Origin of the sequence: Microcystis aeruginosa NIES-2549, from assembly GCF_000981785.2 — a bacterium.
GTDB classification, from domain to species: domain Bacteria; phylum Cyanobacteriota; class Cyanobacteriia; order Cyanobacteriales; family Microcystaceae; genus Microcystis; species Microcystis aeruginosa_C.
Genome location: NZ_CP011304.1, coordinates 2347357 through 2361496 on the forward strand (window position 1 = coordinate 2347357; position 14140 = coordinate 2361496).

At 44.9% G+C, this 14140-nt stretch carries 14 protein-coding genes; 2 read left to right on the forward strand and 12 right to left on the reverse strand.

Annotated features, from left to right (window positions below):
- Positions 1–282: 282 nt before the first annotated feature.
- From myaer_RS11565 to myaer_RS11610, 10 genes are all read right to left on the reverse strand, one after another.
- On the reverse strand, positions 283–1146 hold the full coding sequence (locus myaer_RS11565; protein WP_046662196.1) for an NAD(P)-dependent oxidoreductase: 864 nt from the start codon (positions 1144–1146) through the stop codon (positions 283–285).
- Positions 1147–1171: 25 nt separating this feature from the next.
- Entirely contained in the window at positions 1172–1831 is a 660-nt protein-coding gene (locus tag myaer_RS11570) for a class I SAM-dependent methyltransferase (RefSeq protein WP_046662197.1), read from the reverse strand.
- Positions 1832–1844: 13 nt separating this feature from the next.
- Complete coding sequence (locus myaer_RS11575) at positions 1845–2702, reverse strand: DUF6671 family protein (RefSeq protein ID WP_046662198.1); 858 nt, start codon at positions 2700–2702, stop codon at positions 1845–1847.
- A 187-nt stretch (positions 2703–2889) separates the two neighbouring features.
- Positions 2890–3747 (reverse strand): S1 RNA-binding domain-containing protein, encoded by an 858-nt coding sequence (locus myaer_RS11580; protein ID WP_046662199.1) that lies wholly within the window; start codon positions 3745–3747, stop codon positions 2890–2892.
- 96 nt (positions 3748–3843) lie between these two features.
- Entirely contained in the window at positions 3844–4578 is a 735-nt protein-coding gene (locus myaer_RS11585) for a dienelactone hydrolase family protein (protein ID WP_046662200.1), read from the reverse strand.
- A gap of 113 nt (positions 4579–4691) precedes the next feature.
- Positions 4692–5507 (reverse strand): Cof-type HAD-IIB family hydrolase, encoded by an 816-nt coding sequence (locus myaer_RS11590; RefSeq protein WP_046662201.1) that lies wholly within the window; start codon positions 5505–5507, stop codon positions 4692–4694.
- Between the two features lie 78 nt (positions 5508–5585).
- Positions 5586–7013, reverse strand: a complete 1428-nt coding sequence (locus tag myaer_RS11595; RefSeq protein WP_174236415.1) for a hypothetical protein — start codon at positions 7011–7013, stop codon at positions 5586–5588.
- An 11-nt stretch (positions 7014–7024) separates the two neighbouring features.
- Positions 7025–8770: a R3H domain-containing nucleic acid-binding protein gene (locus tag myaer_RS11600; RefSeq protein WP_201261994.1), complete on the reverse strand. Its 1746-nt coding sequence runs from the start codon at positions 8768–8770 to the stop codon at positions 7025–7027.
- Between the two features lie 122 nt (positions 8771–8892).
- Positions 8893–9894 carry a circadian clock protein LdpA gene (ldpA, locus tag myaer_RS11605; RefSeq protein ID WP_046662203.1) on the reverse strand — a complete coding sequence of 334 codons (1002 nt, stop codon included), beginning with the start codon at positions 9892–9894 and terminating at the stop codon, positions 8893–8895.
- A 113-nt stretch (positions 9895–10007) separates the two neighbouring features.
- The gene (locus myaer_RS11610; protein ID WP_002736250.1) at positions 10008–10229 is read right to left on the reverse strand and encodes a hypothetical protein; all 222 of its coding nucleotides are present in this window, start codon (positions 10227–10229) and stop codon (positions 10008–10010) included.
- 139 nt (positions 10230–10368) lie between these two features.
- Here myaer_RS11610 and myaer_RS11615 point away from each other — a divergent pair, with 139 nt between their 5' ends.
- Both myaer_RS11615 and myaer_RS11625 read left to right on the forward strand, forming a co-directional pair.
- On the forward strand, positions 10369–11175 hold the full coding sequence (locus myaer_RS11615; protein ID WP_046662204.1) for a TlyA family RNA methyltransferase: 807 nt from the start codon (positions 10369–10371) through the stop codon (positions 11173–11175).
- Positions 11176–11513: 338 nt separating this feature from the next.
- Complete coding sequence (locus myaer_RS11625; protein WP_046662206.1) at positions 11514–11894, forward strand: cyclic nucleotide-binding domain-containing protein; 381 nt, start codon at positions 11514–11516, stop codon at positions 11892–11894.
- Between the two features lie 29 nt (positions 11895–11923).
- On the opposite strand, the gene fmt is transcribed toward myaer_RS11625, so the two are convergent.
- Positions 11924–12901, reverse strand: coding sequence for a methionyl-tRNA formyltransferase (fmt, locus tag myaer_RS11630; RefSeq protein ID WP_046662207.1), 978 nt, complete (start codon positions 12899–12901; stop codon positions 11924–11926).
- A 42-nt stretch (positions 12902–12943) separates the two neighbouring features.
- Positions 12944–13738, reverse strand: coding sequence for a peptidoglycan editing factor PgeF (gene pgeF, locus myaer_RS11635; RefSeq protein ID WP_046662208.1), 795 nt, complete (start codon positions 13736–13738; stop codon positions 12944–12946).
- Positions 13739–14140: the final 402 nt, after the last annotated feature.

The window sequence follows — 14140 nt, forward strand, 5'->3', positions numbered from 1 at the left end:
ACTTTCATCGGTGTCTCTATCGGTTTTTAACCCCCTTTGGCAAAACTCACCATCACCAAAATCGAGAGCAGGATACCGGGGACAAGTAAACCCGCTAATAATCCAAATTCAGTCAGCGTCATAGGAGAATATGCCCACAATTCCATCACTTTTTACTCTAACCCCCTCTTCTGGCTACCTCAACAAAGCTTAAGGAAAATTTAAAGCCTTTTATCGGTTTTTCTCCTATCAGTTGTCCAACTACACAAACCAAAGAGAGTCTTTTTGATGTGGGTAAGCGGTTTATAATTCTTTGTTCAGCGCCTCGTATAAAGCTGAATAATCCTCCTCTGCTAATCCCATTGCTAAAGCTTTTTCCAGAAGACGCTCTACTCCTGTTAGGGGAAAAGTGGTTAAATCTAACTTCTCCGATTCCTCTAAAAAGAGATTAACATCTTTGAGTAAATGTTTAGTGGGAAAGTTAGGGTTAGCATAATTTTTCTCTAACATTCTGGTTAATTTTTTGTCAAAAGTAGGCGCATATAAGGCACTTTGACGCAGGATAGTCATGAACTTTTCTAAATCTACTCCTTGCTGGGATAAAAAAGCTAAACTCAAGGCAAAAGCACTGGTTAGAGTGGCAATTAATTGATTTAAAGCTAATTTTAACGCCGCAGCGGTTCCCACTTCCCCGATTAACATCGGTTCTTGACCAAAATATGCTAATAAATTTGACCATTGATGGAACTGTTTCTCCGTTGCTCCCACCATAACTAAGAGAGTCCCCTTTTTAGCTTCGGGAATACTTCCTAACACGGGTGCTTCTAGATATTCTCCCCCTTTAGCCACAATTTGATCTCGCAGTTGTTTACTTTCAGAAGGAGCAATAGTTCCCATCTGGATAATAGTCCGATTATTGAAGTTAGATTGCTCGGAATTTAATCCTAAAACCTCTTGGATAGCGGCTGCATTAGTTAACATTAAAATCAGACAATCTGCCTCTTGAATTACTTGTTCAGGAGAGCTAACTGTTTTGGCTCCCAACTGCTGTAAAGGTGTCAATTTTTCTAAGGTGCGATTATAGGCAATAACAGGAATTTTCTGATTTAATAATCTTTCTACCATTGGCGTTCCCATTAATCCCGTTCCCAAAATTCCAACTTTCATAACTTAATTTTCCCTGATTTAGTGATTAATTTTTACTTGTTTTTATGGCTGTCCAATGACGTTCAGAAGACTGATAAATTTTAACATTTTTTAAGCCTGATTGCTGGATTAAATCGGCGATTTCTGCTAGGGTAAAAGCCGCTCGCAGGGAGTCTTGAAATAGTTGCGATTGTCGGGGAGAAAAATTAGGATCGATTTCCCTCACCATCCCCTGGATTATTTCCTCGGAATCGGGACGGAATAAATCTCTTAAAAAAATGCCACCATGGGGTTTTAAAACTCGCTTAATTTCGCGTAAAAAAGGCAGAGGATTTTCGAGATGATGGATTAAACTATTAGAAATAACTAAATCAAATTGCTCGGATTGGTAGGGAAGATTTTTTCCATCAACTTTCTCCAATTTGATCTGTTCTTGACAGTTAGCATTAAGGATATTTTTTTGACCAATTTCTAACATAGAATCGGCCAGATCAATAGCGATAATTTGCCATTGGGGACGTAGTTGACTGATCATAATCGGAATGCGTGCAGTACCAGTTCCTACATCTAATACCCTAGCATTAATACCAGCCAATTGTATGGCTTCTTTAGCGAAATTAGTATTAACTTCAGTGAAGTCCATGGCATCATATTCGAGCGCTTCTTCCCGATCATCCATTACTTCTGGTTCTAAAATTCTTTCCATAGAAAAGCTATCTTTAGGGATTACAATATTCACAATACATTGGATCGGCGGTTTTTTGACCGTTGGGAAAGAGTTTTTCCTCTCGATAATCACACCTTTGACAACCGTATAGTTCCAGTTTAATTAAAGAGGTGGGAAAGTGACATAAACCACAGGGTAAACCCGCTTTTCTTTCGATAATATCAAACCCCGGACAACCACAATTAGGACATAATTGATTAAGTTTTTGAACAAGATTTGCTGTCGCGGCAACAATTGCTTTCATCCGCGTGGGATTGTGCATAGCGCGCATATCGGTTTCTAGGTGTACTTTGCCGTTTTTGTCAAGAATATCTTCAACAATTTTAACTAAATTTTTCTGGTCAGTAATTCCCTTAAAAATCTCCTCGGAGTCGAGAGAATTTTTATCAAACATCACCACTAAACCATGACTAGGAAACCCGATTTTTTCGGCAAATTCTAAAGCAGCTGCTAGATTAGTTACAGTTTGGTGAGCGTGATTAGTTTCCGTGACTATTGCTTGACCAATTATTTCTAGATTATGGACTCGATCGAGCAATAAAATCAATTCACGATTACAGGAAACTAGCGGCAAGTTGGGATAGGGATAAAAACTACCCTCACTAGCAATTCCGATATCGTATCCCGAAAGCGCGATCGCTTCTTGTGCCTTCCTGCGAGCGGTTTCAATTTGTGTCCCGATGCGCTTAATATCCCGGGTAAAAGTGCCAAAGCGATCGGTATCAAAATTATCGGGTACAATCACCTTAAGGCCTATTTCTTGCGCTAAAATCGGTGCAATTACCCGCTCTTTTCCGTGCATAGTCCCTAAAATTGCTATCCGATCTTGAAACATCTTTTCTTGAAACATCTTGATCAAGGAAAAAGTAAAAAACAGCAATCAGCGAAAAGAAAACGGCAATTTCCTACTTAAGACTGTCCACTTAAAACTCACATCTGATAACTGATAACTGATAACTGATAACTGATGGTGGGTTACGGCGAATACTAAATAGGTGGTAAAATATCTAAATTATTGTCGCCTAACCCACCCTACACTAAGTTGCTGGGGTTTTTTCCTGAGCTTGTTGTAATCTTTCTGCTGCTGTTTCCATGACTTCTGCAAAGTTTTCGATAATTTCACCGGGGTGCGCTTCCAGGATTTTTGTAGATAGGGAAATGCGATTTTTATATTCGTCAATTTCCGCGACTACCACTTGAATTGCCTGACCAACTTTAAAGAAAGTCATGGGAGAATTAAAAGATGCTCCCGTCACCTGTTTAGCATGGAGTAATCCCGTCACTCCACCGCAATCGACAAAGACACCGTAGGGTTGTAATTTAACCACAGTGCCACTTAATAATTTACCCACAGCTAATTGACTGATAGCGTTAGCGCGAGCAATTTCTCGCTGAGACAAAACTAACTTATTATTTTCTTGATCGATTTGAATAAAAGTTGCGGTTAAAAGTTGTCCGATCAGGGAATCTAAATCATTTTTTTCGATTAAATGGGAGCGAGGGATAAATCCTTTTAATCCCTCCACTTCCCCCGTCACTCCTCCCTTATTCACCCCCGTGACGCGCAGCTGCACCGACTTGCCACTTTCAGAGATTTCCCTGACATTTTCCCAAGCTTTTTGCAGTAATAATTGACGCAGAGATAGGGTAACTTGTCCTTCCGCATCCTGTCCACGGGTAATCAGAAAATCGAATTCTGCACCTATGGGTAAAGCTTCAGCAATGGAAGTGACATTTTCCAGGGAAATTTCCCTTAAAGAAATAAAAGCGGAGGATTTGCCGCCAATATCGATGTATGCTCCATCGGAGGTGTGTTGATCTACTCTCCCGCGCACGATCTGCCCTTTTTCAAATTGATAATCGTATTGATCAAGAGCTTTGGCAAAATCGTCCATGGAAAAGGCAGGGTTCGGTGTCATGATAAATAGAATGGTTACAAATGTGATTTCGAACTGCTTCCAGTGTAAGCTGAAGCTTGAGGGGTCAGACCATTAAGATTTAAGAAGACTAAATAACTCTAGCACATGATCCCAGGCAGATTTGGCCGCCTTAGCATTATAACTAGCTCTTTGGTCGCAGAAAAAGCCATGGTCGGCGTTTTCATAGCGGAAAACTCGATGAGGAATTTGATTACGCGTTAATGCGTGTTCTATCTCATCCACTTGCTTTTGAGGAATACTCGCATCTAACATCCCGAAAAATGCGTAGATTGTCCCCTTGATTTGGGGAGTCACTTTCACTGTCGCTTGGCCACCGCCTGGGGTTCCCGTGGTGATTCCCGCACCGTAAAAAGAGGCAGTAACTTTGATATCCTCTAGAGTGGAGACAAGATAAACCACATGACCACCAAAACAAAAACCGATCGTGCCGACACCGGTTTTTTGCACCTGTGGCAAACTATAAAGATAATCGATGGTGGCCTGGATATCGCTGATTAATTCGGCTGCTTTGGTTTGTTCTTTGTACTGACGACCGATTTCGATATCTGCCATACTGTACCCCGTTTCAAAACCAGGAGCGAATCGCTGATAAATGGCAGGAGCGATCGCTATATAGCCTTCTTGGGCAATTCTACGGGTGATATGGCGAATATGGTCGTTTACGCCGAATATTTCCTGAATCACGATAATTGCTGGATAAATTCCCACTCGATCGGGAATGGCTAAATAGGCATCTATGTCAATATCTTTGTTAGGAATCGTAACAGTTTGCGTATTAATGGTCATAATTTTCTCGGTAAAAAAGCTGTTGGTTTTTTGGTTTCGGGGTTTTAGGGTGTTGGGGTTTTAGTTGAAATTTCCCATTCCCCCATTTCCCCACTTCCCCATTCCCCCATTCCTCAAATCAAAACAAACTTTGCCAAGGCTGCAGCCACCCCATTTAAGTCTACACTGGGGGCAACCCAATCGGCTTGATCCTTAACAGCTTGGGGAGCATTACCCATGGCGACACCGACACCCGCATAGGTGAGCATAGAAACATCATTAAAATTATCACCGATCGCCATGACGTTTTTGGGTTGTAATCCTAGGATATCTTCGGCCAAAAATTGGGTGGCGCTTCCCTTGGTAGCCTCAACGTGGGTAACTTCAAAAAAAGTCGGACTCGATTGGGTAAAGTATAAATCTTGATTTTGATAACGTTGCTGTAAATGCTGCCAAATCTCGGCGATAAATTGCTTATCTTCCCCCATGGCCAGGATTTTAGTGGTTTTGTGGGCAACTTTGCGTAAATCTCCCACTGCTTCGGCAATAATACCCGATCGCTGCCGATAGAATTCCGTTTCCGCGTTTAATTGCCGCACATAAAGCACATCGTCCATATAAAAATTAAGGGAGATTTTCTCTTTCCATTGGGGTTGTTCGAGATAATCTAAAAGATCGATCGCCAAGTCGGGGGAAATGGGAGTATGTCGATGGTGAACTTGGGAAACAGGATCTTGAATCCAAGCGCCATTGTAAGCAATTATAGGTAAAGTGGATTTAAGGCGTTTATGAAAGCGTAAAGCCGAACGGTACATCCTGCCAGTGCCAATAGCGACGCGAATTCCCTTTTTTTGGACGGCCGAGACCGCTTGCACCACAGCCGGATTAACCTGATTGTTATCACCGGCGATCGTTCCATCCACATCGACAACGATTAAGCGAATATCCACAGTCTTTTCCCATTCAACGGTCAACAGTTAATAGTTTGCCACTTCCCCCCTCAAAAAGGGCAAGAATTAAGTAGTCTGTTAACTATCGGGTAAATCTTGGTATTCAGCCAAAGCATTGATAAAAAAGAAGTCTCCCCAAATTAAACCCGTATCATAGATTTGGGTGGGTTGAATCGCCTCGGGATGATGATAACAACCATGACGCAATAAACTCATCTCTGGGGCGGTTTCATCGGGAAAATAGGCAAAAGAAGTCAGATTCAAGAGAATATTATCGATCGCCTCTCGATAGGTTCCATAACTAGGATCACTGCTGGGTAAAGCTTTTAATAAGCGAATCATCCCCGCCACAGCGATCGCTGCTGCCGAAGAATCCCTTTCGGTAGCGGCATTTTTTTGCAAGGCATAATCAAAATCCCAAGGGGGAATAAAATCTCCGGCGCGTCTTTGTCCACCGGGCCAACGATCGGGCAAATTTTCTAGATAATAATTAATGGCATCCTTGGCAATGGTTAACATTTCCGGATCGCCAGTGTAAATATAGGCCGTCGTGGCACTATAAATAAACCAAGCTTGACCCCGAGACCAAGTGCTATCATCGCGCCAGCCCTGTTTTCCCTCATTAAATAAGAAATTTCTATAGGTGGGAGAGTTGACATTTTGATCAAAATACCCTCTTTGCCAAGTTCCCGTTTTACCCGGGCGACGATTAGCCCCAAAGGTGCGGCTAATGGTGCGGATGTGGGAAAGGGCCTTTTCTTGCCAATCTTTTGCTTCCTTGGGGTCAGAATTGTGGAGACTTGCCCAGAGCAGTTGTTCTATATTGATCGTATGGTCGATAAAAACCTGCCAATGTTCTTGTCGATCAGTGCGATCAGCCTTGCGTAGCCAGCCAAAAGTCCCGATATCGCTGTGATAACTCCCCTTCCCATCCTGAAAAGGTTGCGCTAGTTGTCTGGCCCCTCGTAAAGTTATCTCTAAAGCTTCCTGTTTTTCCTTGCCCTGTCCCGACTCAAACCAAGGAGCAAACACCAGTAAATTATTAAGAGCGATGTCTTTGTTCTTCAAACTGGCTTCTTTTAAGGGATCACTCCATTTTTTCGCAGCAGCTGACCAAAAGCCCGCATACATAGGGTCTGATTCTAAATCAGCCATTTTCCATAATAAAGCAGGAAAAGCTCCTGCCGCCCAAAAATCGGCGTTTTCTACCTTCCAAGTGCCGGGGATGGGACTATTGAGCATCCGTTGCCAATTGAAGAAATTAAAACCCGATGGCTCTGGATTGGTAAGATAGGGATAAACAATGCCAAGATAGGCATAACTATCGAGATAGTCGATCGTAGTGATTAGCTTCATCCTAGCCAGCTCGAGACAGAGCTTAATTCTTTGGGCCAGGGGCATTTTGTCGCGTAATTCCGCCGCCGATTCGGGACGATGGATAATCAGGGAGGCCACCGCACCGATCGCCGCCCCCGTACCCATAATTATTAGCGTGCGTCGCTTCAAATTCCTGACTCCTAAGCTGGATAGATGCGAATACGGCGATTCGGTTCCTCTCCGAAGCTATCGGATTGGAGACGGTAATGTTCCACTAATTCGTGCTGCATTTTCCGCACTTTCGCCGATCGCGGCAGTAACTCCACCGGTTGACCGGTAGGAATAACGATTTGTTCCACCGCTAACCTGGCCTCCTCTAAAGCTTCGATCTCGTCATCGCTGCCGCTGCGGGCAAATAAACGCAGGTCGGCACCTTCCTGATTCATCGGGTCATCAATGCCCAAAATCCGCTTTAAACCCCGAGAAATTTGGGGCAGGGTATTGGATTTGATGCCGTGGATGGGAATTTGTCTTACTTTAGCAATTTGACGCAATTTTGACTGATTTTTAACGTGGGAACGCAGGGCCAGCACTGCGTCGGCCTCCTGTAAATTTTTGGTCAAAACGATCGGCAAATCTAGGGCCTGTACTACCTGTTCGATCGGAGCGCGACTAACCCCGTAGGGATAGACATAAACCGGCCAATCTTCGCCATTAGGACCGGGGACGCGGACTTTTTCCGTTTCCGGTTCTTCCTGCAGCCAAGATTGTTCGAGGAGGCGATCGAAATCGTTTTCCCGGTTGAGAGGGCCCACAGGGAAACGGGCCACGGGAGTCATCCGACCATCGGCCCGCCATCCCTTGGGTTTATCCATTTCCGGGAGATAATTGCCGCGCAAAGGGGTCAACTTTTCCGGTTTTGGTTCTTCCTGAGCGACCTGTACTTTTCCCTCCTCGTCCACCCAACGGATTTGGGCAATTGCTTCCCGTCCCCGCAGCAGTTGGTCGATAGTAGTAGATACGTCCTCGTGGATGACCCAGCGCTGACGTTCCAACATTTCGATGGCAATCTCAAAGGTGGGGGGTGCTTTGCGTTCTAAAACGGTCTTCTGGGAACCCCGGCGGCGTGCTTCTTCGTCTCCGAGAGTTACTGCCTGAATTCCACCGACTAAATCCGATAAAGTCGGGTTTTTAATTAAATTTTCCAGTTGATTGCCGTGGGCGGTTCCCACTAACTGCACCCCGCGTTCGGCGATCGTGCGAGCGGCCAGAGCTTCTAATTCCGTACCGATCTCATCAATCACGATCACCTCCGGCATATGGTTTTCCACTGCTTCGATCATGACTTGATGCTGCAATTCCGGACGGGCCACCTGCATCCGACGAGCGCGACCGATGGCCGGATGGGGAATATCTCCATCCCCGGCGATTTCGTTGGAGGTGTCGATAATCACTACCCGTTTATTGAGATCGTCGGCTAAAACTCGGGCTATTTCCCGGAGAGCGGTGGTTTTCCCCACCCCCGGACGACCGAGCAGCAGCAGGGATTTTCCTGTTTCCACTAGGTCGTTAATTAGGGTGATCGTACCGAAAACAGCCCGACCGATACGACAGGTTAAACCGATAATTTCCCCGTCTCGATTGCGAATGGCACTGATCCGGTGCAGGGTGCGTTCAATCCCAGCGCGATTATCGCCGCTAAAACTGCCCACCCGGGCGATCGAATACTGGATTTCTTCTTTTGAGATCGGTTCGTCTCCCAGATCGATCGCCCCATCGGGAAAACGCGCTTCTGGTATGCGTCCCAAATCCATAACTACTTCGATTAGTTGATGCTGCCGCGGGTGTTCCTCGATTTTGCCGCGAATCCGAGCGGGTAGAATTGCCAAGAGTTTGTTTAAGTCGTCGGTCACTGGCATCCGAGAGGAGGGTAGGGTTTCTGGCATTAAATTAATAGTAAAAGGTTTTGGCGATAATTGACTGTTTTTATTTCCAGGATTTTCTTGGGGTCTAACACATTTAGGGGTTAGTTGTCAATTAAAAAAATATTATAGTTTTTTGAGCAAGGCTAGGCTTTTAATTGAGCAACCACCATAGAAGCCCCTTTAAGGGCTTCTTGGTAAGATTGGGGGTCATTTTCAAGGTTAGGCTGGTCTAAATGCTCTAAAATTGGCAAAATCAATGAACGGGCGTAACTTCCAGATGCAATACCAGCGATTTTTTCTCTCAGTCCCAGTTGCTGTAATTTGGTCACGGTGTGGTCATTGGTTCCCCCGGCTAACTGCACAAATCCGGCTAGATTGCTGGAAAGGACTTTTTTGGCCATATTAATGGCCGGGTGGGTGGTCCCTTTGCCGATATCGCCGCTCATCGGTCGGCCGTCCGTCTGCCAAATCAGAGGACAGCTTAGGGGTGAAATGGTTTCTCGCAGATAGTGGAGGTAATCAATGATATATTCATCATCTTGGCAACTTATGGCCAGGATTTTTAGGTTTTTAGTTAAAGGTGCGATCGCTTGCCAGAGTCGAGCAAATTCCTCTCCATGACCGACTTGGGTATGAATTTCGATCGCATCGACTCCCATTTCGATAATTAAGGGGATAATTTCTTCAGGTTGACAGACACGGGATCTTGTCTCGATTATCTGCTCGGGACAAACGGGTAAGCAACGACCGCAACCATAACAGCGCTGTTCAATCACTCCCCCCCCATCAATAGCATAAGCGGGACAGATTTTTTCGCAGGGACGGGGACAATCGACCGGACAGAGTTGCGGGTTAAAGACAGCTTTGCGAAAGTGGGGATCTTCACCGTCATTGAGACTGACCATTAACCAAGGCCGTTGATTGGCAGGGAATCCGGCGATTTTGGCGGCGGTTTCCATGCCTTCGCGGGCCGCAAGGATCACGGCTCGATCAGCAGCCACATCAATACAATCGGCCCCGGCGATAGTATAGGCCAAGGCGAGGTTGCGAATCGTGGGCAAATCTTGGTAACTAGCTCCACAGATGAGCTTGAACCAGTGACCCGCCACTAGGGACTGTAAGGGAGGGGGGTTTTTATCTAGCACTTTTTCATCCTATCGCGCCCAGCCCCTAAATGTCAGCCCTGTGCTGCTCTGATTCTGACTAAAGACTGATTATTGATTCTTTTTGGACGAATGCCATCGGCCTCTACATTGAACTATAAACCCAAACGCTGCTTTTGACGGGCTTTATAGGAAGCTAACAGCCAAATAGAGCCAGAAATCAAAGAAGGAGCAAGGACAAAAAAAGTGGCCATGGTCACGGGATGTTCCCGGGCCCAGACCCAATAAATCATCACGGCAAAAATCAAGCCACAGTAAGCTAGTCCTAGAAAGGGGATGCCAATGACCAAAATGGCGAATCGAGTATCTTTATCCATAAAATATCGGGATGGCAGCGAAAATTTAGCTGATGGGTTTCGCTTACCCCTTTCTTTACTTATAATCTTCTTTCTGGGATTGCTTGGGGAAAAATAAGGTATTTTTTAGAATTAGGCGCTGATTATTGGGAGGCCTTCCTTGCCGAAACAAAGATTAGATTTATTATTAGTAGCCAAAAATCTCTGTGATTCCCGTCAACAGGCACAGCGATTAATTCGCGCTGGAGAGGTGAAAGTCAATCACCAAATCATCGATAAACCGGCCACAGAAATCGATCCAGAAGCGGCGATCGAGGTTAAGCAGAAACTGCCCTATTTGTCAAGGGGGGGCGAAAAATTAGCCAAGGCCTTAGAATTGTTTGCCATTGATGTCAGCGATCGCATTTGTTTAGATGGGGGCATTTCCACGGGGGGATTTACCGATTGTCTCTTGCAAAAAGGGGCAAAACGGGTTTATGGGGTCGATGTGGGTTATGGACAAGTAGCGTGGAGTTTACGGCAGCATGAACGGGTTATTTTACTAGAAAGAACTAATTTTCGCTATTTAACCCCAGAAAAGTTATACGGATCAGAAAAACCCGCCGATTTAGCGGTCATGGATCTGTCTTTTATTTCTCTGACCAAAGTGCTACCGACCCTGTGGACGCTATTAAATCCACCCCGAGAGGCGATTTTATTGGTCAAACCCCAATTCGAGGTGGGACGGGAAAAAGTCGGCAAAAAAGGGGTAGTTCGCGACTACCAAGACCAAGCAGGGGCAATTTTTCAGGTTTTACAGGCCGCCGAAGTCTTAGGATGGTTCTATCGGGGTTTAACTTGGTCTCCCATTACCGGACCTGCGGGTAATGTCGAGTATCTTCTCTGGTTGTCCACCGAGACTGGCCCAGTTAGTCCCAGTTTAGCCGCGATCGCAGAAATCAGTCAAAAAGCGATCGAACAGTTTTAACCCCAGTGTTTTGTCAAGGCAGTGGGGAGATTTTCAGAAAAACCCTTGACAAATGGCGAGACTTGCTTTATACTTTATGTATAATGGGAATCCGTGCGCCCATATATATAGGGTTTTTCGGCGAAGATAAGAGAGAAAAAAATAGACTGAAAAATCGGGTTGGATGAAGAGGGAAATTTTCTCTCCCCGACAAGCATTAAACAAAGCATTTCTGAGAGTCAAACCGAATCTTTGTCAGGTAGAGAAGTTTCAAGTATTCTTAGATACAAAAACGATGATCGGGGAGTTCAATATATCGGAAAATGGGAGAGATAACCCAAAAAAATTATCGTTAAATCATGTTAAGTCCCGTAGAAACGATTAAAATTCTCGAAAATCATCCCGATCGCACTTTTCCAGCTGGTGAAGTTATTTTTGCCGATGGCACGGAGGGCGAGTTAATGTACGGTATTCTTAGTGGAGAAGTGGAGATGTATGTCAAGGGACAATTGATAGAAACTCTAGAAAAAGGGGATGTATTCGGAGCAGGAGCGCTCCTGCACCCAGATAAACTGCGAGAATCCACAGCTATCGCCAAAACTGATTGTAAATTAGCCTATATCAATCAACCGCAGTTTTTATTTGCCGTGCAGGAAACCCCCATGTTTGCGCTGGAAGTGTTAAGAAGTTATTCCGATCGCTTTCGCAAGTTAAAAAAAATCTTCACCAGTGAAGCATAGAGGAGCAAAAGAAAGCCATACCCCGAAAACTATTGACCGAAAATCTCACCGATAGTTAAACGGGAACCATTGACCAAATCCCCACCAGAACGCGGTGATTTTCCCGATAATTGCACTTCTTTCAATAATAATAAACCCGCTCCTGTCTGCACTACTGGCCCGAAATTTTTCCAGAGCGCCACGATCGATCCCACTTCTCCGCTTAGATCAGAAAGGTCTTTTGTCTGTAATTCTGGAGGAAGTTGACCGAGATCGTCTAGGGGAATAGTGGCCATCACTTTTAGGGGTTGTCCCCGGAAAGTGGTTAGCGCATTCGGATAAAAACCCCGGACTCGATCGTGAATTGTCCGGCCCGAATCTTGCCAGTGGATTAGATAGTCAGATTTTTGAATTAAAGGGGCATAGGTGGCATCGTCGTTATTTTGAGGAATTGGGGTAATTTCTGCTCGATCGAGCTTAGAGAGGGTTTCTAGGAGCAAATCCGCCCCCATTTGGCCTAGGGTTGCTCCCACCTGTTCGGCATTGTCAAAAAGAGCGATCGGGCTGTAGGCTTTCAGTAACATCGATCCGGTGTCTAGGCCCGCATCCATTAACATGGTGGTAATGCCGGTTTCTTTTTCTCCCCTAGCGATGCACCACTGCACGGGGGCTGCTCCCCGATATTTGGGTAAAATTGAGCCATGAACGTTAATACAGCCTAATCGCGGCATCTCTAGAATTTCTGGGGAGAGAATTTGTCCGTAGGCAACGACTACAAAGGCATCCGCTCGCGATTGTCTGAGAAAATTTAAGGTTTTAGCGTTTTTTTTCACACTTTTGGGCTGCAAAACCGGTATTTGCTGTTCTATGGCTATTTGTTTCACCGGTGAGGGGGTTAATTGATTACCCCTTCCCCGGCGCTTGTCCGGTTGGGTAACGACGGCAATTATTTCTATATCGGGATTGGCTAATAATTTTTTTAGGGTGGGAACAGCAAAAGTCGGGGTTCCGAAAAAAACAATACGCATGGGAGAAGGGGGTATTTTTCAGTTATCAGTGTGCAGTAATCATTAACGACTAACTATGCCAGACCATTGGATTTTTTTGGCTTTTTCCCGACGATAGGAGAAAAAATGATCTTCTTGTTGATAGGTACAAAAAGGAGCGATCGCGATTTGTTCATCCCTAATTCCTAACTGTTGTAGTTGATGATAAATCACCCGTCGCACGTCTAAGCGCACTTTTCCTTTTTCCTCGTCAGCAAATAAGGGGGAAGGGGAGAGGTTAAATAAATTCGCCAGAATTTGCTCGGGATTGGTTTCTTGGGGAAATAAACTTAAACCCACTTCTGCGGCAACTTCTCCATCTACTTGATACACTTCTCCGGCAATTGCTGGCCCCAGGGCCAAGACTAAGTTATCTAAACAACTACCGGAGTTTAATAACTGCTTAACTGCTTTGACAACTATTCCCTTAGCTGTCCCTCTCCATCCAGAATGAATCGCCACCCCAACACCGCTAGAGCGATCGCCTATTAGTACGGGCGTACAATCAGCACTGGCTACCCAAATCCCTTGACCGGAAGCATCGGTGATAATTCCATCCGCTTCGGCTATTTCTGGGTTAGTAATCCCTTGGGGATTTAATAGGCGATCGCCATGTACCTGTTTGACCCGATAAACTGGTACATTTGCCCCTAAAGCGTCCGTAAAAGCTTCCGGGGTTTGGGGGTAATAATGACGGGTAAAAAAGCCGTGGGACCAATCCTCTAGGAGATTACAGGTAAGATAGGGCAATCCTTGCCATGTTTGCCATTGCCACAGAGAAGTCTCGGTTAATCGGACATTGATCGCTACATTGGTCACAGTCTAAGCCTCTCTGGCTGCAATAATACCTTATTCTCTCCTATCCTAGTTCTGAGCTTGGCTAAAAGGCAACCGGAAGATTATTACTTAAAACCCTTGACAAATGGCGAGATTTGCTTTAGACTTTTTATATAATGGGAATCCGTGCGCCCATATATATATAGTTTTTGGGCAAAGATAAGAGAGAAAAAAATAGACTCCAAAACCGGGTTGAGTAGGAATGAGGATAAAGGTGTGAAGACGGAAAATTTCTCTCCCGGACAAGCATTAAACAAAGCATTATTCGAGATTCGCGACAGATTGAGGAAAGGGCAGATTTAATTTTAATGTTATGTGGGGATGAATATTATCCAAATACCTCTAATCAGGGGATTATGGCAATTATCGAGGATTTATAGTTCT